Annotated in this window: 23 protein-coding genes; 13 read left to right on the top strand and 10 right to left on the bottom strand. The window is 35.7% G+C overall.

The window, feature by feature from the left end; translation table 11 throughout:
- Positions 1 to 28: 28 nt before the first annotated feature.
- Positions 29 to 595 (top strand): hypothetical protein, encoded by a 567-nt coding sequence (locus C5F50_RS09235; RefSeq protein WP_179371069.1) that lies wholly within the window; start codon positions 29 to 31, stop codon positions 593 to 595.
- Positions 596 to 714: 119 nt separating this feature from the next.
- On the opposite strand, the gene C5F50_RS09230 is transcribed toward C5F50_RS09235, so the two are convergent.
- Positions 715 to 2,487, bottom strand: coding sequence for a M3 family oligoendopeptidase (locus C5F50_RS09230; RefSeq protein WP_179371068.1), 1,773 nt, complete (start codon positions 2,485 to 2,487; stop codon positions 715 to 717).
- 77 nt (positions 2,488 to 2,564) lie between these two features.
- On the opposite strand from C5F50_RS09230, the gene C5F50_RS09225 reads away from it, so the two are divergent.
- Positions 2,565 to 2,762, top strand: a complete 198-nt coding sequence (locus C5F50_RS09225) for a hypothetical protein (RefSeq protein WP_179371067.1) — start codon at positions 2,565 to 2,567, stop codon at positions 2,760 to 2,762.
- A 13-nt stretch (positions 2,763 to 2,775) separates the two neighbouring features.
- Here the strand turns inward: C5F50_RS09225 and C5F50_RS09220 are convergent, their stop codons facing one another.
- Both C5F50_RS09220 and C5F50_RS09215 read right to left on the bottom strand, forming a co-directional pair.
- Positions 2,776 to 3,030, bottom strand: a complete 255-nt coding sequence (locus tag C5F50_RS09220; RefSeq protein ID WP_179371066.1) for a UBP-type zinc finger domain-containing protein — start codon at positions 3,028 to 3,030, stop codon at positions 2,776 to 2,778.
- 1 nt (position 3,031) lies between these two features.
- Positions 3,032 to 3,571 (bottom strand): inorganic diphosphatase, encoded by a 540-nt coding sequence (locus C5F50_RS09215; RefSeq protein ID WP_179371065.1) that lies wholly within the window; start codon positions 3,569 to 3,571, stop codon positions 3,032 to 3,034.
- A 104-nt stretch (positions 3,572 to 3,675) separates the two neighbouring features.
- Between C5F50_RS09215 and C5F50_RS09210 the strand changes: the two genes are divergently transcribed.
- A complete protein-coding gene (locus C5F50_RS09210; protein ID WP_179371064.1) occupies positions 3,676 to 3,822 on the top strand; it encodes an NADPH-dependent FMN reductase in 147 nt (48 codons plus the stop codon).
- Between the two features lie 16 nt (positions 3,823 to 3,838).
- Positions 3,839 to 4,180: an NADPH-dependent FMN reductase gene (locus C5F50_RS09205; RefSeq protein WP_179371063.1), complete on the top strand. Its 342-nt coding sequence runs from the start codon at positions 3,839 to 3,841 to the stop codon at positions 4,178 to 4,180.
- Between the two features lie 60 nt (positions 4,181 to 4,240).
- Here C5F50_RS09205 and C5F50_RS09200 read toward each other — a convergent pair whose 3' ends face one another.
- The 4 genes from C5F50_RS09200 to C5F50_RS09185 form a co-directional block, all read right to left on the bottom strand.
- Positions 4,241 to 4,663 (bottom strand): hypothetical protein, encoded by a 423-nt coding sequence (locus C5F50_RS09200; protein WP_179371062.1) that lies wholly within the window; start codon positions 4,661 to 4,663, stop codon positions 4,241 to 4,243.
- A 58-nt stretch (positions 4,664 to 4,721) separates the two neighbouring features.
- Positions 4,722 to 4,877 (bottom strand): hypothetical protein, encoded by a 156-nt coding sequence (locus C5F50_RS09195; protein ID WP_179370583.1) that lies wholly within the window; start codon positions 4,875 to 4,877, stop codon positions 4,722 to 4,724.
- A 671-nt stretch (positions 4,878 to 5,548) separates the two neighbouring features.
- Complete coding sequence (locus C5F50_RS09190) at positions 5,549 to 5,986, bottom strand: transcriptional regulator (RefSeq protein WP_425340054.1); 438 nt, start codon at positions 5,984 to 5,986, stop codon at positions 5,549 to 5,551.
- 477 nt (positions 5,987 to 6,463) lie between these two features.
- A complete protein-coding gene (locus C5F50_RS09185) occupies positions 6,464 to 7,027 on the bottom strand; it encodes a methane monooxygenase/ammonia monooxygenase subunit C (RefSeq protein WP_179371060.1) in 564 nt (187 codons plus the stop codon).
- 262 nt (positions 7,028 to 7,289) lie between these two features.
- On the opposite strand from C5F50_RS09185, the gene C5F50_RS09180 reads away from it, so the two are divergent.
- The 5 genes from C5F50_RS09180 to C5F50_RS09160 all read left to right on the top strand — a co-directional run bounded on the left by C5F50_RS09180 (position 7,290) and on the right by C5F50_RS09160 (position 12,498).
- Positions 7,290 to 7,604: a helix-turn-helix domain-containing protein gene (locus tag C5F50_RS09180; protein WP_179371059.1), complete on the top strand. Its 315-nt coding sequence runs from the start codon at positions 7,290 to 7,292 to the stop codon at positions 7,602 to 7,604.
- Between the two features lie 175 nt (positions 7,605 to 7,779).
- Positions 7,780 to 8,112, top strand: coding sequence for a hypothetical protein (locus C5F50_RS09175; protein WP_179371058.1), 333 nt, complete (start codon positions 7,780 to 7,782; stop codon positions 8,110 to 8,112).
- Between the two features lie 218 nt (positions 8,113 to 8,330).
- The gene (locus C5F50_RS09170; RefSeq protein WP_179371057.1) at positions 8,331 to 8,489 is read left to right on the top strand and encodes a hypothetical protein; all 159 of its coding nucleotides are present in this window, start codon (positions 8,331 to 8,333) and stop codon (positions 8,487 to 8,489) included.
- 522 nt (positions 8,490 to 9,011) lie between these two features.
- On the top strand, positions 9,012 to 10,481 hold the full coding sequence (locus tag C5F50_RS09165) for a thrombospondin type 3 repeat-containing protein (protein ID WP_179371056.1): 1,470 nt from the start codon (positions 9,012 to 9,014) through the stop codon (positions 10,479 to 10,481).
- Between the two features lie 358 nt (positions 10,482 to 10,839).
- Complete coding sequence (locus C5F50_RS09160) at positions 10,840 to 12,498, top strand: zinc metalloprotease (RefSeq protein ID WP_179371055.1); 1,659 nt, start codon at positions 10,840 to 10,842, stop codon at positions 12,496 to 12,498.
- A 6-nt stretch (positions 12,499 to 12,504) separates the two neighbouring features.
- Here C5F50_RS09160 and C5F50_RS09155 read toward each other — a convergent pair whose 3' ends face one another.
- The 3 genes from C5F50_RS09155 to C5F50_RS09145 all read right to left on the bottom strand — a co-directional run bounded on the left by C5F50_RS09155 (position 12,505) and on the right by C5F50_RS09145 (position 14,047).
- Positions 12,505 to 12,744: a type II toxin-antitoxin system RelE family toxin gene (locus C5F50_RS09155; RefSeq protein WP_179371054.1), complete on the bottom strand. Its 240-nt coding sequence runs from the start codon at positions 12,742 to 12,744 to the stop codon at positions 12,505 to 12,507.
- 16 nt (positions 12,745 to 12,760) lie between these two features.
- Complete coding sequence (locus tag C5F50_RS09150) at positions 12,761 to 12,994, bottom strand: hypothetical protein (RefSeq protein WP_179371053.1); 234 nt, start codon at positions 12,992 to 12,994, stop codon at positions 12,761 to 12,763.
- A gap of 729 nt (positions 12,995 to 13,723) precedes the next feature.
- Complete coding sequence (locus C5F50_RS09145; protein ID WP_179371052.1) at positions 13,724 to 14,047, bottom strand: hypothetical protein; 324 nt, start codon at positions 14,045 to 14,047, stop codon at positions 13,724 to 13,726.
- Positions 14,048 to 14,109: 62 nt separating this feature from the next.
- On the opposite strand from C5F50_RS09145, the gene C5F50_RS09140 reads away from it, so the two are divergent.
- From C5F50_RS09140 to C5F50_RS09125, 4 genes are all read left to right on the top strand, one after another.
- A complete protein-coding gene (locus C5F50_RS09140; RefSeq protein ID WP_179371051.1) occupies positions 14,110 to 14,379 on the top strand; it encodes a hypothetical protein in 270 nt (89 codons plus the stop codon).
- A gap of 103 nt (positions 14,380 to 14,482) precedes the next feature.
- Complete coding sequence (locus C5F50_RS09135; protein WP_179371050.1) at positions 14,483 to 14,680, top strand: hypothetical protein; 198 nt, start codon at positions 14,483 to 14,485, stop codon at positions 14,678 to 14,680.
- A 72-nt stretch (positions 14,681 to 14,752) separates the two neighbouring features.
- Complete coding sequence (locus C5F50_RS09130) at positions 14,753 to 14,944, top strand: hypothetical protein (protein ID WP_179371049.1); 192 nt, start codon at positions 14,753 to 14,755, stop codon at positions 14,942 to 14,944.
- Positions 14,945 to 15,427: 483 nt separating this feature from the next.
- The gene (locus tag C5F50_RS09125; protein WP_179371048.1) at positions 15,428 to 19,243 is read left to right on the top strand and encodes a LodA/GoxA family CTQ-dependent oxidase; all 3,816 of its coding nucleotides are present in this window, start codon (positions 15,428 to 15,430) and stop codon (positions 19,241 to 19,243) included.
- Positions 19,244 to 19,246 lie beyond the last annotated feature (3 nt).

The following is a 19,246-nucleotide window of genomic DNA, read 5'->3' as shown; positions in this document are numbered from 1 at the left end:
TCTCATTATTACAATAATCTAACTGGTAATGGCACTAATTCCTTTTCTTATTGAGACATTCAATGATCCTATAACACAACTAATTGCAATATTGGCAGTTTTTGGCATTGGTCTTATTCAAGGAATAATTCTTGGACGCTCTATTCTTGTACGATTCCCACGTCTTCAAAACCATCTAAAGACAGTATCTGTAACACTGTTTTTTTTGTTTTTAGCAAATGCCATTTTGAGTGTTCCTAGATTTGCATCTCCTGAAAAAATTGATCTCTTCAATTTACCTGCAGCAAGTACTGGTGAGATTGCTTCATCACTATTTTTGATTTTTGGAATGAATACTGGATTTCTTACCATCTTGGCAATTTCTGTTACTGTGATGACATTTGTTCTTTTGAAATTTACAAATCTTAGTGGAGTGGCAAAAATTTTTGTTTTATTTTCCAGCGTTCTTTTACTTCTACTGACTGGTTTGAGTAGATTCACAGATCTTACTCCTAGTACATTTGAAGTTCTTTTGTATTTTCTTTATCAATTAGGATTTACTATTGGCATTCTTGCTGGCACTATTAGGAAAATTAAACCAAAAAATTGGGCCTAAAATAACTTCAAACATTTAAATCAGATTGTCATTTTTTGTAGGATGACATCGAATTCAAACCGTTCGGGGAACAAGCCGGCAGTCCATGCGTTGGACTGCCGGCCCCATTAATTTAAAATCTAATTTAATGATGATAATGTTCTAACTTGTTCCCTAACATAATCAAATCCTTCTTGCCAAAACTTTGGAGATCTTATATCAAAGCCATGCTCTAAGAGGAGTTTCTCTGGTTTCTTAGAACCACCTGCAGCAAGAATTTCAATATATGATGGAACAAAGTCCTCTCCTTCCTTCTTGTATCTTTGAAATAGAGACAATGCAAGTAAATTTCCAAAAGAATATGCATAGCAGTAAAACGGTGTATGATAAAAGTGTGGAATACAACTCCACTCTATTGCAAAGTCTTCTGAAAGATTCACTGAATTTCCAAATTGCTCTTTGAGATTTTTCAGATATGTCTTTGAAATTTCATCAACAGTAGTTCCTTTTCCAATCTGCTCATGAGCATCTACTTCAAAAATTGTAAAAAATGATTGTCTGAGAATTGTTGCATAAAGATCATCTATTTTTTCAGACAACATGATCTTTTTCTCGTTATCTGAAATTTTGTCTGACAAATTATCATATAGGAGCAATTCTGAAAATGTGGATGCAGTCTCTGCTAGGGGCAATGGGGCATCTTGAACAAGAATTGATCTGTCTTGCGCAGCTTGACTGTGAACTGCATGGCCTAATTCATGAGCTAAAGTAAAGACATCCCTTGACTTTCCTGTAAAGTTTACTAGAACATATGGTGTGATTTTTGGAGTAAGAGTACTGCAAAATGCTCCGTCTCTTTTTCCTTGTCTTACTGATGAATCAATGTGATTCTCATTGAATACTTTTCTTGCAAATTCTTCTAATGTTTCACTGAATTTTCCTAGAGACTCAAAAACTAGTTTTACAGAATTGTTGTATGAATAATTTTTTTCTTTGATGTTTGCTGCTGCTGGTGCGTACAAATCATATCTTCTCAATTTTTTCATTTTCAGCATCTTTGCTTTTTGAATAAAGAATTTTTGAAATACTGGGGAATTTTTTCTACACACTGAAAGAAGAGACTCTATAGTTTTATCATCTACATCGTTTCCAATGTTTCTCATAGATATTGGGGATTTGTATCCTCTAATCTCGATACCCTCATCTCTCCAATTGAGAACAATATTTTGGTATATTTCTCCAATTACCCCCTTGTTTTCAGTATATTTTGTAAGAATTGTTTTGTAGGCAGTTTCACGAACTTTTGAATTTGTGCTTCGAACATAATTTGTAAGTTCTTCTCTTGTCATCTTTTTTGTTTTATTTCCTATCTTCATTTTATACTCGTACGCGTTTGTTATCTTGTCATAGAGTTTTACAAGTGCAGATACTCCAGTTACATCTAGGGTGTTGATTATTCTCTCTTCGGGTTCACTGAGAGCATATTTTGCAAATAGTCTCTTGTGAGAGAGATATTCTGTAACCTCTCCGGCATTTTTCATAAGCCTTTTTGCATTTTTATCATCAACTTGTGTTTTCCACCACAAATCAAAAAATAATATCTTGTTTGATATCTCAGAACCTAATTTTGACATTTTTGTCATAAGTGATGTTGCCTCATCTGATTGTGTGTCTGAGGAATATGACAAAGATGCGTACCCTCCAATCATGCTCATCTTCTCAGAGATTTCTTCTACCTGATGTAAAATATTCATAAATTTCTCAGATGGTATTTTGGGATCTAATTTGGATTTTATTTTTTCAAACTTTTTAGACTGTTTTTCTAATTCCTGAATCTGTTTTTGAAATGCGGGACTTTTTGGATCTTTTGCCAATTCTGATAGATCCCATTTTCCAAGTTGATGCTCCGTCATCAAAAATATCTTTTTGTAACTATTAAAAAATCAATATGTGCTGAAATTCTTAAATCTCAAATTCACGTATGAGATATGTGGCAACAAGAGAAGATCTTAGAAATGATATTCTAAAGGCAACAGAAGAACAGCAGAGACTGATGGCACTTCGAAAGCCTCTCTTAGGCTCAAAAGCTAACGAGGACCAAATGAATGCATTTCGAATAACTACGCAGATTATGAAATATGAGGATTTTATTCGAGATACTGAAAGACAACTACGGACAATGAACTAATCATACTAAAAAATCAATAATACTCTTCATGAATATAACACCACTTCCAAATGTCATTAGGAATTGCTTTCATAACTGGGTGTCCAGTTTCCTCAAAGTGTTTAGTGGCATGTTTTCCAATTGATGAATCACAGCATCCAACATGACCACATGTCAAACACATTCTAATTGCAACAACTGGCAAGTGTTCCTTTTCACATTCTTCACAACTTTTTGTTTTTGGAGAAACATCTTTCTCTTCAGAGAAATGTTCGCATTTTTTTGACATGTTAATATTTTTTCAAAGTATCTTTGTATCTCTTTATTGATTCAACAATTACAATTTTTGCTTCTTTGGCAGATTTCCAACCCAATATTTCTACTTTTTTTCCTTCCAAGTCTTTGTACACTTGGAAAAAATGGGCTATTTCTGAGCGGTAGTGGTCTTCAATATCTGAAATATCCGTAGTGTGTAAATATCTAGGATCATTTGTTGCAACACAAATTATTTTGTCATCTAATTTACCATCATCTTTCATTTGAAGCAATCCTATTGGCCTTGCCTCAATTAGAATTCCCGGATATGTTGAGTTTGTTACTAAAACAAGTGCATCAAGAGGATCCCCATCATCAGATAGAGATTGCGGTACAAGTCCATAATCACCTGGATAGTGAAAGGGTGAGAAAAGAACTCTGTCTAATTTTATCATGTTGTGTTTTTTGTCATATTCATATTTGTTCATTGAACCTTTTGGAATTTCAACTATGACATTAATAATTTCAGGAATGTCATTTCCTGATTCTATGTCGTGCCAAAAGTTCTTGCTCATTTTCTGTCTCTTCAACTATCTACTCAATATATGAATTCTGTGAATTTATTTTGGGTAGAGTATTTTGAAAAAATCTTTTGTTCTGTTTTCTTGCTCTGTGCTTATTGGCAAAAATTGCAGTTATTGCTGGCTCTGTTAGATCTGAAAGACATGGAATTAAAGTTGCAAAATGGATAGTTGAAAAACTACAAAACAGAGGCCATCAAGTTTTTTTGGCAGATCCTATGGAGTTAGCAACTTCCATTACTTGATAAAACGTACAAAGAAATGGACTCTCTATCTGAAAAATTACAAGAACTTCAAAAAATTATCAAAGATGCAGATGGGTATGCCCTGATTACTCCTGAATATAATCACAGTGTGTCATCTGCATTAAAAAATACATTGGATTGTTTTTTAGAAGAATATTTCTTCAAGCCTTCAGCTATTGTCTCATGTTCTGTAGGCCCTTTTGGTGGAATTCTTGCAGGAAATCATCTGCGACAAATATCTGCAGAGATGGGTGCACCTGCAATTCAATCACGACTACCAATCTCCAAAGTTCAAGAAGTTTTTGATAATGATGGAAAATTAATAGATGAAAACTATGAGAGAATAACTTTTAGATGAATTTGAGTAGCATGTTTCAGCTTTTGCAAAACAAAGAGAAATTGGGACGCCTTGTTGATTTTAAACCAAATCATTGGTATTTGGAATAACTCTGAAGATTTTCACTGTATAGTCTCCCTCAAAGATATTTACAAATTCCCCTGTGTTTGGATCAAAATTTCTTACTCTGAATTTGTATTCATATGAGCCATCCCCCTTTACATCCACTTGTGCAAAGTGAACTGGATCTTCACCACTGTAAAACTGAATGATCACAGGATATCTTTCAACGTATTCAGATGGTGCACCCTTTACAAAACCCCAAGGAAGCTTGTTGTCTTGAGGTACATTCATTGTAGTTACTGTTTTTTTCAAACTAACCTCCTCATTAATTGGTGTAACTGTAATTTCATTGGTTTGTGCAGAAACCTCTACTGGAATTATCCCAATGGATAATGATGCCAGAATTGATGCCATCAAAAATACTTTGGATTTTAAATTCATTTGATTGCATGTTTTCCAAAGTTATTTAAAAATTTTTTCACTAATTTGTTCTAGTTACTTATGGTAGTTCTTCTTCCAAATCTGAACATGCTTTGTGAACCCATTTATCTTCAGAATTTTTCAATATTTCCTTGCCTACTTTGATTGATTCTCCACACTCTACGCATTTGCCGTTGAATTTGGCCTTCATAGTATTTGTTTGAATTTGGTTCATTTTAACTAATCTTTTCTAAACTCTCAGATGAAAATACGCGCCGTTTCGTCTGGCAAGACAAATGTTTTAAGCACTTGCAGCTAAACAACTACCAAAAAGAGAAATGACGATCATGATGACAAAAAATACCGCATGGGACCAAAAAACCTAGGATGTCATAAATCCAGAAATCAATATGTCTAGATTGAAAATTAACTGTTCAAACGAACTAGAGAAACAGAATCACATCGCATACATGGATAGGAAAATGAGTATGATTAATCCACAACATCATTCCAAAATTATAGATTATTTTGGGGTGTCAAACTAAAACTGTAAATCCCTTTGAAGGAACTGAAATTAGACAATTAAAATTGGAACTTAAGACCAAAACCTATTAGGTACTTGGTGCGAGTTCCAATTGAATCTAGTATGTCATTTTAATATTTAGGAAATACTGATGATTTGTATGAACGATTTGTTCATTAGTATTTTAAGTAAATTTTGTAAATGTATGTCATGTCAAATGATTACACATCTGAATCTTGGGAACAACTAATGGGATTGTCTTGGACAATTCTTGATGAAGAATAGGGCAAACGATTAGAGCTCTTCATGATTCTCTTATTACTCTAAATTATATTGTGAATTAATTAATTTCTATTCAAACTACTTTCTGAAAAAATTAGGTTCTAAGATTCTCTAGATTCCTTAACTTGTTTGATTTTATTTCCTTCACCATCAATAATCCTACCAATTCCGGATAATCTATTTCTAAAACTATTGATTAGAGCGCCTACTTCGTCAGCCTCGTTTTCTACTTGTTGTCTCTTATTAGCAAGATCCTTGATTCCTCTGTTTTCTTCGTCTATGTATTCACTTACTTTCTGGAGTTTTTCTTTTAGATTTTTGATGTCTACTGATTCTTCTTCGATATCTTTTTCTAAATTAGTTCTCTTGTCTTTGAGATTTTTAATCATTAATCCGACATAATCTATTGCCTCTTCGAGTTTGGCACGTTTATCCATCAGTTCGCCGATTCCAATTTCACTTGAAGTGCCAGATGATGAGAAAGTGTCTACAGATTCAGATGGTTCAAATTCTCCTGATCCAGTAAACTGTTCATCAATATCTGTTTCTGTTTTGTTTTCAGTGATCTCATATTTTTTAGAGTCTTTAATCTCTTCTTCGTTTTCATTTTCAGGTATCTCATCTGTCTCTTTATTGTGCTTTTTGAATTTGTCAAACACGATTAGTATAAACACAAAGTTAGAAAAAAGAGTTCCTATGTCTAAAAGAATGAGTGAGTTTCAGAGAATGTCAATCAATGTTTTATTTTTATGTATTAATTTGAACACTTAACTAAAGGAAGCCGGTGTGATTGCCATTCCTTTGAAGTCAGGCTTGTTGGTCGGTAGACAATCCACTAAATTTGTTGAAAACTATCATCATTTTTATGGTGTGAACCAGCTTCCACCATCTTTGAGAATATTTAATCTAATAAAATTATGGTGTAATACCACTGATGAAAATAAGTCACATATGAAATCAAGTAAACGAAATTTGATTTTTAAAAAATAGAAAAAATGTGCTTTTGCACAATTTGTCTATGGAATTGATCTGCTGTACAATTTGCCTTCTAAGGCCATCTTGTACATCTCTGCAACATATGGGTTCTCTCCTGGAGTTTCTGCACCTAATTCTACGAGTCTAGCATATACTCTGACTACGTATGCAAGTGCACCAATAAATGCAACTACTACGCCCATGTTAAACATCCAGTGGTTTGGAACCGCAAATATTTCTTCTACAAACCAGAAGTGCCACATCTCATTGACCCCAATTGTAAACATAGTTGCAAGGTAACCAAGAATGGTCATCTTCAATCCAGTGTTCATTGAATTATTTGGGCCTCTAAGAACTGGAACTTTTCTATCATAGATTGCTGCTGCTCCCCATCCAAGTGGTAATGTGATGAAGTGGGAATACAACCACCAGTGTGCTGGTGTGAAAGCACTATCTCTGATAGAAGTCTGATGTAGAGAACCATCAACGAAGTTGTCTACTTCGACTGATGCTGCAGTGGATCCCATAGCAATAATGATGAGCCAAAGTTTCTTTAGTCTCTGAATCTCAACTTCTTTTGGGATTAATGCGGGCATCTGAGCCATAAGACCAATTGGTGAATTATGGGTTTAAACTCAGAGACGTTTTCGAAAAATGAAAATCAAAATTATTGTAATGATTTGCATTAAAATTTATAAAATATTCAAAAAATAATCAATATTTGGAAAAAAATGTTACAAAAATTTCTTTAATCATTTGTAAAATCCGATGTTTAACATTGATGTATAACATAAAAAATAATCTTCTAAAAGAGCATTGCAGTGCAGACATGTTGTTTTAATCAGTACAGGGTTATTTTTTTTAGAATTGTTACAATACAATCCTCATGCAGAAGAAGAAAGCATTCTAAAACTAATCTCTGATCAATGCTCAAGAAAAATCATAGACTCCATTCAGACAGAACCTAAAAATGCGGTTCAAATAAGTAATGAATTAGATGCAGAATTAAGTGCAATTTATCGCAGGTTACATAAATTCCAAAAATACAATCTGTTGAAAATTACAGTTCAAATTACAACTGACGGTAAAAAATCGTATTATTACCAATGCAAAATTAATGGAGTTGATTTGAGATATCAGAATGGAAATTTTAAAGTAATCTTATCTTTTAATCAGATATAATTTCAAAACGAGAACATTGATGAATGGCACAGATTTCCAAACTCATCAACATACCCGCACCATCAATACACCAAAAAAATAATTAAAAACATATACGTTTTGCACAAAACAAAATCAAATTAATGCAATGCAGTGCAATCCAATTCTATAAATATATTTTAGAATAAATTGTGCCATGTCCCAGGTAGAGAATCAGTATAATGAATTTTTGTCTTCAATTGGTCAATTGATTACAAATGTTGATGTCAATCTGATGATGAAGATCATGTATTTGGAGAGAAAATTACCTGATGTAGATCCTAGAGTGGAATTATATATCGACTACAAATCAGGAGTTGACCCAATGAAGAAACAAGAACAAATGAGAGGGAAATATGGATTTCCAACACAGACAAGTATTCAAGGCTTAACAGCGGTAGGACGTATGAATATTGATCTCATTGAAGAGATTTCTAAAGACCAAGACATTGAACACATTTCGGGTTCTGCAACTCCTGCATCCTACTAAACTGAATAGATATAGAACATGTTAGACTTGGATTATTATAACTAGAGCACCTGTAACATGAAATACTTGTTTTGACATAGTTAGGATAATTCTATTTCTTAACCAAAGTGTAAAAAATTACAAAAACAACACGCCTGTATTTCAATCCAAACACTCACACGTTGCTGCATTGCAGTGCAAACCATCTGTTTATTTCTTATTTGCTAATTTGTTTTAATGTGAAACCTGTAAAAGTGAAATTTGATTGGGAAGAACCAAGTATTGAAGAAAATTATGGTCACACACAAAATGAGTGGGGCAACTCTGTCTCAAATAACAAAAAAGATTCGTTTGTCATTTATTCTTATAAAATGGCATGGGAGAACACTTACGACTAGACATCATGAGTTGTAATGGAATTTGTCACAGATACAAGAATTTAGCACCTGTTGGAATTAGAAGATATCATAAGGGCAGAAAACGGTGTAATACATGTGGAATTTTCATTATATGGGATGGATTATTTTGCCCGTGCTGTAAAATGCAATTAAGAGTACAGTCTCGCTATAGAAAATATAAGGAAAAATTTCAAGAGTTCCAACGAATTTAAAATATTAAGTGATTCTTAAAGTAAATTGAACCATATTTGGAAGCCAGACTGATTATCCTTCCTATGGAATAGGGCGTTGAACTAATACTTCAAATCTCTTTAAAAGATTCAAATCGAATGGGATTTGGTCTCATGATGGTTCTTTTTTGAGTTCCACTTTATTTGAATATGTTAAATTCTAAACTTTTTGAATGCGGTGTTGCCATCCATTGAAAAAGTGAAATTACCAAATTCTAGTTATTCCATTTAAACATAAAATAATTTGTCCGGAGAGTTAAAATATCTGAAATAATAAATTGGAGAATCTCAAATGGCAACATATTTTATTAATAAAAAAATGAGACTTTTGCTTGTTTTATTAGGAATTAGTTTGAGTGTATCTTTTTTGACATGGTCTGAAATAGTTTCTTTTGCAGATTCTGACAAAGATGGTGTAATGGATTCTATTGATAATTGTCCTGTAAACTCAAATCTGGAACAGACCGACTTTGACTTTGATAAACTAGGGGATGAATGCGATACTGATGATGATAATGATGGGGTATCTGATCTACTTGATCAATTCGACACGGATCCACTAGATTGGGCTGATTTTGACTTTGATGGTTTGGGTTCTTTCAAAGACACTGATGATGATAATGATGGGATTTTAGATGACGAAGATACTATACCAATTACAATATCTGAAAAACTGACGCGACAATACATGACAGAAATTGAGAGTTGTTTTGTAGATGATGGAACTATTCGACTTCTGTGTTATGGGAATTTCTTTGATTCTTTAGTAGATCGTGATGCAAATAATGACGATCCTTTGGAGTTGGCATTGAGTCTTTCCAAAATTGGTGTTATCGATGACTGTCATTTTATATCTCATGTGATAGGACATGCGATTTTTGATAAAACTTCAAAAATTTCTCAAAATTTTGATTTTAACGGTTCATTATGTAGAGGAGGATATTATCATGGAGTTATGGGGGCATTTTTTCACAATCTCAAAGATAAGAATGAACCAATCCCTGATAATCTAACATTGATTTGCAACGATCTGATAGGAACATCAAATTACCTTGATTGTATGCACGGGGTAGGTCACGGATTAGTAAATTACTATCCTGTAGATTTAGAATTAGCAATTGATCAGTGTCATCAAATGTCTTATTTCCAATATTATGCATGTGCTTCTGGAGCAATGATGGAGTACACTGACAATAGATTAACTGAATTTGGGGAAACAAAAGAAAATCTTTCCAATATGTGTTTAGAATCAATCTTGAACAATTTTGATTTTCAAATGTGTAGTAGAAATATAGGGATAAGTTTAGCATTTCACAATAATCATGATTTTGAAAAATCATCAAAATCATGTCAAATGATAGAAAATGAACAAAGCCGAGATCTTTGCCTTGTACAATTAAAAGAAGAAATTTCAAAATACAACATGGACAAACAAATAGTGATTCCTGAAAAAGACCAGGAAAAATTCCAACCTCAATGGATTAAACAAGGGGATAAAAAATGGATAGTTGACTTTATCTCTTTAGCCATAATTTCTGACTTTGAATATCTTGAAGATACAAAGACAATGACATTTTCTTTTGATAGACCAGAGGTAATTGGAATTTATGTCTGGGACGAATTATTATCAGAAAAATTTGTAGTGACAATTAATGGAATCGAAGAAAATGTAATAATTCAACATGATGGGTTAGAACCAATAACCACCATTAGATTGTCTCCAACCACGTCCGGAACAGCATTAATTTCTCCTTTACCGTAGTATAGGGTGGGTTTAGTGAAATTAAGTTATTTTGCCAAATCTTCTACGTTTCACAACTCTGATATCCTTTAAGAATCAAAAATACTCGTAAACAACTGTCTCGAATCGTATCTTCCCGTATGCCTGCATCCCTTCATGATGAACTCCAGATAGATGGAGAATCTTTCTGCCATGTCGCATTCATCATCAACTACAATCACCTTATCTTGCAATTGCATAGGTTAAGTGTTAGTGGATTTTCCTGCAGGCTTTGCTCATTTCATTCTCCTCTATGGTATGCTACAATGAATTAAAAACAATTACAATTATGCTCATATCTTGAGAAATACTTATTTTCTATCATTCACTAAGGTATGAATTGGATTACAGAGCTATTCTGGCGATTTGGATCATTGCCATATTGTCTACTTCGACAGTATCATCTGCATACGGACATGTGTATCTTGAAGCCAAACTGGCAATCAATGTGATGCCTGGCAATGGCCAGACAGATGAGCAGATAAATGACATGGTAAAAGAGATTAACGACATACTAGCACAGTGTGGCAACATATCCCTTACTCCCGTCATAAACAGACCCGATTCATTTCCAGATGGATTCAACCACGATGCAGACAACGAGATCATATCAGACGGAACCACAAACCGCGAGATGGTAGATGCCGCTAATCCTGAAATAGAACATGGAGGATACAAGATATTCTTGGCACACAGCGTCATTGGATCTGGAGGCGGAGAGTCAAACGGCTTTACAGATGTTGGAAAGGAAATTTCCATAATCCGAGAACAAGATGGAATTAATGGAGATGGCCGAACGTGGGCACATGAGATAGGTCACGGTCTAGGATTGAGCCATAGAGATCCTGACTCAAGTGATCCAAATAACCTCATGTATCCTGACAGGGAAAGGCCTGATGGAACTCCCACAGGAACTTCACTCACAGAGGACCAATGTGAGACAATCAGACAGAATTTTCTCAATCTGAGTCCAATAGTAGAATTGACAATTGATCAGATGGGTTTGGTGCCTCCTCCCACAACAGCCCTGGCAACCGTCCTCGTTTCGGCAGAACCTGTAGATCCCACCACCGGAGAAACAGCATCGGGATTTGGATACGTTGATGCATTTGCTACAAAGTTCTTGTTTGTTGAAACAGAGAACAGAAACGAGCTGAGCTCGAAGATATTTTTGAATGGATTTCTGCCTAGGGACGAAGAGGTCAGTGCAAGATATTCTGTCTACTTTGACAACGACAACAACGAAGAAACAGGAATGTTGATCAACGACCACGCAGGCGTAGACAAGATAGTCCAGATAGACGTAGACGGAATCTATCCGTTTGATGAAGAGACTGGAACCGTGTCAGGAACCTTGATGGACACAATAACGGAGGAAACAAAGGATCTTTTACATGCAGAGGTATTCACGCATGTAAGATTGGACGTATCCGAAGAGGGAATACCGCAGGACGACAGCATAGTTTTTGATGTGTCTTTGGATGATTTTGGAAAGTTAAGCGATGTCATGATCGTCAGCATGAATCTCTTGACGACCGATGCGGTTCAGACCGTTGAGCCGTTCGAGGTTATGACCAAAGCGGATCGGCCTCAAACAGAGTCGAACCTGCTGAAGGTAACTCCTTTTACTACCGTCACGCTTAGCGGGTCGGGTTTTGCTCCTGACGATTCAGTGACAATGTACTGGAATAACAACTTTAACAAAGTTGTTACAAAAGAAACCACTGACACAAACGGTATGTTCGAGTCTGAACTAAGGATATCCGAAACAAATACTGGCAACTTTCTTCTTGACATAATAGACGGAAACCATAACATAGACATCGTGGTATACACAGTTATCGACAAACCAAGAAAACAACACTTGCAGAATATTCCTCTTGCAGAAATAGAATGCAGGCAGGATCTGGATCTTGTTAGTTCACCGTCAGATAAGCCAGCATGTGTCATTTCTCAGACAGCAAAGGTTCTCAAACAGCGCGGTTGGACGATAATCTAATAATTCTTATTTTTTGTAAATTTTTCCTCTATGATCTGTTTCTACTACAAAAATTATCATTCTGCTTTGCTGTAAATCCAAAATGACTCTGTAACTTCCTATTCTTAATCTGTAAAATGGTGAATTTGTCAATCTTGTTACACTTTTGAATGGTTCATCGGCACAATCCAAAACTGCATTAAATATGCGTTGGGCAGTTTTCTTGTCTGTCCTTTCAAGCTGCTTTACAGACTTTTCAGACCACATGACTTTCCATGTCATATCATTTTAGACCTAGTCTCTTTTTCACTTGTTCAGATGTATACACACGCCCTGCCTTGATGTCTGCTACTCCTTCCTCAATATTTTTGATGATTGCAGGACTTAATACATCGTCTTCTTGTGCATTTTTTAGTAATCTTGCAATTACTGTCTCGTAGGTTTCACCTGGATGATTCATCTGCTTTTTTAGATCATTTTTTATCTTTTTAGAAAGCTTGATTGTACTTTGCTCCATGGTATACTCTAGTATACTATGGTATATTCTAATATAAAAGCAATGCGAGTGGAACGCTTACAATATTCATATTTTTTTATTTTGAAGACATTCAAATGATTTTAGGCACAAACTAATTCAATTGGGCTAACAGAATGTTTTGTAATTTGATGATGTATCTTGACGTGTATCTCTTCTTTGAATTCTAGATTGCAGTGATAACACTTCCATGCATTCATCATATTCGTCTTTTACAAATTTTGTATTTAACCTCAATGAATGAATTGTCCTTTTACTGTTTTACTCATGCGAGCGGGAAAGCCCTAACTCTTTAGGGTTGGGATGAAAGCGAGCACACCACAAAGCAAAGCACAACAATATTGTTAAATCTATCAAAACCATACAACTGCCAATAATGTCCTGTATGGAGATCTCCTATGTCGCACCGATTCGGTCTTTAGGGAATCGCTTGAACACTCTGGACCTCTTGAAACTTCCAAAGGGAGGTTGAGAACACCTGCATTTGACGTGTAGTCATATCATGTTGAGCCACATGGTGTATCTCGATTGCATGCAGAAAGAGATGTGTGCAAAGGGAGCACTGATACCCATAGAATGGCAACGCAGCAGACGACTGTGACCATAGAACTCGGCAACCGCTGGTTTCTGCAAAACCCGCTCCGATGGCAACAGATGAGGACGGAATCGAATGAAAAGCAGAACCCACTATGCTTTAACTAGTGGAGTATGTCAGTGAGCAGGAATTGGTTCTTCTAGTGCCTTTTTCATAGATTGCTTCCCAAGTTCATTATCCAGATCTTTAAACTTCTGGATAAGTGTACTATCTGGATTTAGTGCATACAGTTGCGCCTTGCCATATTTTCTTGTAGTTTTTAAAAACTCAAACTCTAAAATTCCATCCCAGACCTTGTAGAACGTAGTTTTAGAAATACCCGTGTACTCTATAATCTCTTTTTTAGAATAGTCACTCTCTCTATTTTCCAGAAAGAAGTCTATTATTCTGAGTTTAGGGGTGTCCCCCATGTACTGTAGGAGTAGTGATTGGTCTTCCATGGTATTACTATGATTTTAAACGTATTTAAATGTGAACCAACAAAGGTACTGTAAGTGAACATATGCTAACTGACGAAGAAATCAAGGGTAGAATCATACGAAAACTCTACAGACGTGGAAACTGGGGCGCCAGTCACACATCATTTGAGAATCTCAAGAAAGGATTCACACAAAGAGATGCTGAAAAACAGGGTTCCAAAAAAGTGGACAAAATGGGAGAATCTTTGATCAAAGAGAATCTGATTTTATCAAAACCTACAGGATATGGATTAGAAGTTAGTTTGAATCCAAAGATGATTGAAAAGATACAAGAGTATTTGGAGGAAGAATGATTTGCTTACCAAAAAATGAACCAACGAAATTGTTGTTAGCCGTGAACTATCAAAAACACGGCATCAGTACTTTACATTCTCGACATCATCTGCTACCAAAAAGATGATTGCATATCTCAATGACAGGCTTGAACATGGCGAACCACTAAACGATGATTCTCCTGTTGTTGCACCTGATTATGTATACAAGACGAATCGGGGGAACAATAACAACAAACCATTCTTGCCAACACGACAGATAAGCAAAGAAGTCAGAGAGACATTCAAACCTCGTTTCAGTTGGAGAACATATGTTCTATAAGCCTACTTTGATACGGAATTACTTATTGCCGAATCAAAAGGAAAAATTGCACATGACTTTCGTGCATTCTTTATGGGACACAAGGGAACGATTGAGGCAAAATATACAACAAACAAAGGAATTCTTCCAGAAGTTCTTGTTACAGAAATGCGTAATGCATTCAAGCGCTGTGAAGAACTGCTTGATCTGGAACTAATCCAAGAAGATCCAAATGGTAAAACAAAAAGAAGAGATTCAAGACACTATTCAAAAGGCTACACCTGAAGAACTTGGTAAGGTACTAGAGATGTTTCAGACTCTGAACATCGGTAAAACAAACCAAGTCAAAAAGTAGTATCTGCTGAAGACGTAGAAGAATTCATTTCAGAATGTTGGAAATTCGTTGGTACTCTGCCAAACGGAAAGGTTGTTTTGGAGAATTATCAGAAAGGGATTTGAAACCACAGTGGGCCTGGATACCTTTTTGATTATTTTACAAACTAATGGCAGAAAGTTATTGGAATGCTTTTAAACTCCTATCAATTTTATTTTATAATATGATGATAATTAAAGATGATCCTAAAATATTGAAATATTACAAGTGTCATAAGCATTTCAGTTCTACCTCCTTATGATAATTTATGCATTAGGTATTTTTATAGTACTTTATGATATTATATACGATCATACTTAATTAATTCTTATTCCTAAAATTAACAATGCAGAATCATTGTTTATCCAAATATTTCTTATCTATAGTGATCTTTAATGTCTCTTGATGATATTACTAAAATCAAAATATATCCTGCTATTGGAATTACTAGATTGGGAAATAGCCCTAGCGAATATTTTATTGAACCTGAAATTCCTGAAGAACGATTACCTCCCGCAGATGGATTTTATAAAGACAATCAATGTCGTATCAAACGTCAAGCATCGCGTTTTAGGCTTTTTGGTTATGATCAAAATGATAACTTGGTTCAAGAGATTACAAAAGATGATGGAGCCATTACTTGGAGAGCCCATCTTGCTAACAAAAAAGCAGCAGGCAAAATATTTGCCGGCAGTACAGAGAATCCATCTTTTAGAAATTCTTGGGTAGATGCAGATCCGCAATTTACCCGCAATGATCTAAAAATAGATCCAGGTGAACGATCAGTTACTGGGCCAAATCAAATGGCTCAGTTTGATACCGGTACCTTTCTAGGCGAAAACGTGTACCTAGGAAAAATGCAAACCGATGATCTTGGACGTCTACTCGTTTTGGGAGGTCATGGAAAATCTTCTTCAGTTCCTCCTGATGAAAGTGTTTTTCATTATGCTAATAATGATAGGTGGTATGATGATGTATCTGACGGTCCAGTAAACGCTACCGTGATCCTTAACGGAAGAACCGAACCAATCGAATCTGAAAGATCATGGATAATTTGCGCACCGCCAAACTTTGCTCCAGCAATAGATACCTACTCCTCACTTTATGATATTCTTTTACAACTAGCTGAGGACAAAGGAATACCACATATCCCACGCCCTACTACACCATCATACAAAAATGACATATTTCCAATTTTAGAAAGAACTGTGAACCTAAAATGGGTAGTTTCTACAGGCAGAACAAGTCATGGAATACTAGAGAACGTCATATCTAATCCTCCTGGCTCAATGGCAGACCGTCAAATAATCTTTGGAGTGCTAAAAAATCCAAATGATTTAACAGCAGGGGGACGTATGCCTGTAGTCCGCACTGATGGATTTGATGATTCACAAGCAGTAACAAAAATTCAATACTACATAATGCAAAAGTGGGCAGCCGACGAATTTGATAATGATTGGAATAATCCACCTACAACAAACATAACTCCCGAAGGACTAGATAGGGCTGCCCTAGAGCCTTGTGTTGGAGGTCCTTTTTTTCCAGGAATCGAGTCTTCATGGTTTATTCGTGAAAGATGTAAATTCACTGAAGCGTTTCGACTTGACAATAATTACCTTGATGAAAATGACCAAGAGCAAATACTAGAACCGGGAGATATTACAAAGTGGATGGCAGTTCCTTGGCAAGCCGATTTTAGGGATTGTGTAGGGACTTGGTGGCCTGCTCAACGCCCAGATTCGGTCATCAAAGAAGGGAGTCTCACAGATCAGTTTGAAAGTTGGACTGGGACTCTAGTCAACTCTCACCGAGATATGGTGGATAATTGGCACAAGCTTGGTTTTGTTGTAAAGAAAGGAGACAGATTTGTTGAAACCGAACGTTCAGTAACCTGCAAGAAATGTTATGTCATTACAGATCGTAGTCACTTCTCTAAAGATGAAGTAGATTCAGTTTTAACCGGTGGTGTAAACCCTGCACATTTTACCCCTTCACTTTATGTGGTAGTTGAGGGTTTTCTTCCAAATGATCTAAATATCAATGCCCCGAACTTGGATCCAGCTCAGCTGGTAGGAATTGCACCTCAAATCACTTTGAGACGTACAAGCGATAATACGGTACCTGCTGAAATGAGTACTACCGTACAAGAATTATTGCTAGAGGATCCAACATTACCCGCAAACCTTCGACAGAGATTTACATTTGTCTACTCAGTTGATTTTACTGGCACCCGCGCATTTTTTGAAAATGATGGTGTTACTCCGATAGAAATTCAAAACATTCGAGTTATCGCAGAAATACAAAATGAATCTGGCGAAGGCAATGTATCGCTAATTCATCAACCTAATCCCTATATGCTTGATGGTTCTACACATTGGCTCAGTACTGACGTACGTGTATTCCAAGTAAAAGAAGGTGAAAGTCCATCGTTTAGCAATCTTATCATTGGTAATACTGCTAACGCAGCGATAAACTTTATCCAGGATTTAACAAACGATTTTAATTCAACCCCCTCTGCAAATCATCCCTTTGACATGATATCCACTGATGCTAATACCAGTAAGCTAGAGTTGTCAAGATCTGTTGATGGTAGACGTGTGTTTAATTTTGCTGTAGCAAAAGTAAGGTATAGGGGAGAAGCACTTTCAGCTGAAAACGTGAGGGTCTTTTTCCGATTGTTTACGACGGCAGCTACTAATTTTAATTATAATTCATATTCAACTTATCGTCGTTTTGAGAGAGACCCCAACAATACTATTCCTTTGCTGGGGTTAGCAGATAACAGAATTGGAACAATACCATTTTTTGCCGAATCTCGTGTAGATCCCACTACTCAATCTACAGAAGATCAGACTGATATTACAAATGTTCGTACTATATCTCCGGCAGGTGGGGGAGGTGAATCTTCAGAATACTTTGGATGTTGGTTGGATTTTAACCAAACAGAAGCACAATTCCCTGCTTTTCCATCAAATGATGGACCTTTCATATCTGGCGAAATTAAATCCATTCAAGAATTGATTCGAGGCATGCACCAGTGTTTAGCAGCAGAAGTTTTCTTTGAGTCAGATCCAATTCCACAAGGAGCTACACCATCATCAAATGATAACTTATCACAACGAAATCTGGTCATTGTGGAGTCTACCAACCCCACTGCCAATAAAGTACAACATACATTTGAGATAAGACCCTCTGAAAAGAAATCCATGTATAGACTAACTCATCGTTTACAAGAAAAGAATAACCCTCCCATAGCAAATTTTGTTGATGAGCTGATGTTCAATTGGGGAAATCTTCCACGTTCCTCAACTGTGACGCTATACATGCCTGACTTGGATGCAAATGAAATCATTAGTACTGCAGGAAAAAACTATGAATCTGAACGCTTGTTTAAAGTAGACGATCATACAATCAAATGTTTAGTAGGTGATGTAACCTATGTGCCGATACCCAACTCTCAAAGAAAAAACATTGCAGGTCTTATAACAATAGAACTTCCTCATGAAATTAAATGCGGTCAAGTGTTTGATACTGTCATCATGCAAATAAATAGAATGACTGGATCTGTTCTTGGTTCATTTCAAATTACAATCCCAATAATGACTGCCAAGACGCTTCTAAAAGATGAAATAAGAAAGCTCTCTGTCCTAAGACACATTGAAAAATCAATACCCAGTGATGATCACTGGCACTCTATATTTCAAAGATATACGGAACAAGTTGCAGAAAGAGTCAAGCTGTTTGGTGGAAACCCAATAGTCATAAAGCCATCTCCAGACGGAGATGGAGGACAGTATCACAAGATACGTTTGATAATTGAACAAATTCAGATATTAGATGATCATGATCCATTTTTAAAAGGAAAGGGTGAATTCAGGTTTAAATCCAAAATAAAAACAGATACAATAAATGAACCTGTTGAAGTACAATTCCCTAAAAAAGGTACTTATTCTATATCTGATCGTCCGGGTAAAAATATCGTGAAAATGAATGAAGTTCTTTATGAAGGAACAGCATATGAATATCTTGGAATACAAATAACAGGAATAGAGATGGATACTTTTGATCCTGATGATAACCTATGTTTCTACAAACGCGTTTTTACTGGCAATCCTGATTCATGGTATGGAACAAAAGGTCCTAAGAATGAACAGATAGAACTAGAGGATCTAGGTGACTGGAAGATATGGTACCGGATTGAAAAAGCATAGTTT

The organism is Nitrosopumilus ureiphilus (genome assembly GCF_013407185.1).
Classification (GTDB): domain Archaea; phylum Thermoproteota; class Nitrososphaeria; order Nitrososphaerales; family Nitrosopumilaceae; genus Nitrosopumilus; species Nitrosopumilus ureiphilus.
The sequence above is the reverse complement of the archived record's forward strand: the minus strand, read 5'-3'. Positions and strand labels throughout refer to the sequence as shown.

Coding starts and splice junctions, on each gene's coding strand:
- C5F50_RS09205 (WP_179371063.1), top strand. CDS start 3,839: ATGGACTCTCTATCTGAAAAATTACAAGAACTTCAAAAAATTATCAAA.
- C5F50_RS09150 (WP_179371053.1), bottom strand. CDS start 12,994: ATGGAGCAAAGTACAATCAAGCTTTCTAAAAAGATAAAAAATGATCTA.
- C5F50_RS09195 (WP_179370583.1), bottom strand. CDS start 4,877: ATGAACCAAATTCAAACAAATACTATGAAGGCCAAATTCAACGGCAAA.
- C5F50_RS09175 (WP_179371058.1), top strand. CDS start 7,780: ATGTCCCAGGTAGAGAATCAGTATAATGAATTTTTGTCTTCAATTGGT.
- C5F50_RS09235 (WP_179371069.1), top strand. CDS start 29: ATGGCACTAATTCCTTTTCTTATTGAGACATTCAATGATCCTATAACA.
- C5F50_RS09140 (WP_179371051.1), top strand. CDS start 14,110: ATGCTAACTGACGAAGAAATCAAGGGTAGAATCATACGAAAACTCTAC.
- C5F50_RS09145 (WP_179371052.1), bottom strand. CDS start 14,047: ATGGAAGACCAATCACTACTCCTACAGTACATGGGGGACACCCCTAAA.
- C5F50_RS09125 (WP_179371048.1), top strand. CDS start 15,428: ATGTCTCTTGATGATATTACTAAAATCAAAATATATCCTGCTATTGGA.
- C5F50_RS09220 (WP_179371066.1), bottom strand. CDS start 3,030: ATGTCAAAAAAATGCGAACATTTCTCTGAAGAGAAAGATGTTTCTCCA.
- C5F50_RS09230 (WP_179371068.1), bottom strand. CDS start 2,487: ATGACGGAGCATCAACTTGGAAAATGGGATCTATCAGAATTGGCAAAA.
- C5F50_RS09155 (WP_179371054.1), bottom strand. CDS start 12,744: ATGTGGTCTGAAAAGTCTGTAAAGCAGCTTGAAAGGACAGACAAGAAA.
- C5F50_RS09185 (WP_179371060.1), bottom strand. CDS start 7,027: ATGGCTCAGATGCCCGCATTAATCCCAAAAGAAGTTGAGATTCAGAGA.
- C5F50_RS09200 (WP_179371062.1), bottom strand. CDS start 4,663: ATGAATTTAAAATCCAAAGTATTTTTGATGGCATCAATTCTGGCATCA.
- C5F50_RS09165 (WP_179371056.1), top strand. CDS start 9,012: ATGGCAACATATTTTATTAATAAAAAAATGAGACTTTTGCTTGTTTTA.
- C5F50_RS09135 (WP_179371050.1), top strand. CDS start 14,483: ATGATTGCATATCTCAATGACAGGCTTGAACATGGCGAACCACTAAAC.
- C5F50_RS09215 (WP_179371065.1), bottom strand. CDS start 3,571: ATGAGCAAGAACTTTTGGCACGACATAGAATCAGGAAATGACATTCCT.
- C5F50_RS09130 (WP_179371049.1), top strand. CDS start 14,753: ATGGGACACAAGGGAACGATTGAGGCAAAATATACAACAAACAAAGGA.